We start from the raw sequence: 278 nt of genomic DNA, 5'->3' as shown, positions 1-278 counted from the left end.
ATATCATCACTACAATTATCAAAGTAATACTTAGCCTGATGATTTAAAAACCATATGTCATGCTCGGAAAACTCAGAATTCAACAAACTACTGGCAAGGTTATGCACTAACTCTGCTTCAAAATAACAAGACCTATCTTTACCCTTTATTTTTTCATCAAGAGTCTGAATATTTCTTATATAAGGCAACGCTAGAGAAAACATCCTGACGTATATTTCATTTTTTTTCATATGTGCAATCATCATTTTCTCACCGGCATGGACTGGGCCCCAGCTGGG

1 protein-coding gene is annotated in these 278 nt (G+C 35.6%); it reads right to left on the bottom strand.

The features are described from left to right. A partial coding sequence (locus tag AACV02_RS15235; RefSeq protein WP_119735300.1) for a zinc ABC transporter substrate-binding protein occupies window positions 1-245 on the bottom strand: 245 nt, incomplete at its 3' end. Window positions 246-278: the final 33 nt, after the last annotated feature.

Source organism: Pseudomonas sp. Larv2_ips (genome assembly GCF_963879675.1).
Taxonomy (GTDB): domain Bacteria; phylum Pseudomonadota; class Gammaproteobacteria; order Pseudomonadales; family Pseudomonadaceae; genus Aquipseudomonas.
The sequence above is the reverse complement of the archived record's forward strand: the minus strand, read 5'-3'. Positions and strand labels throughout refer to the sequence as shown.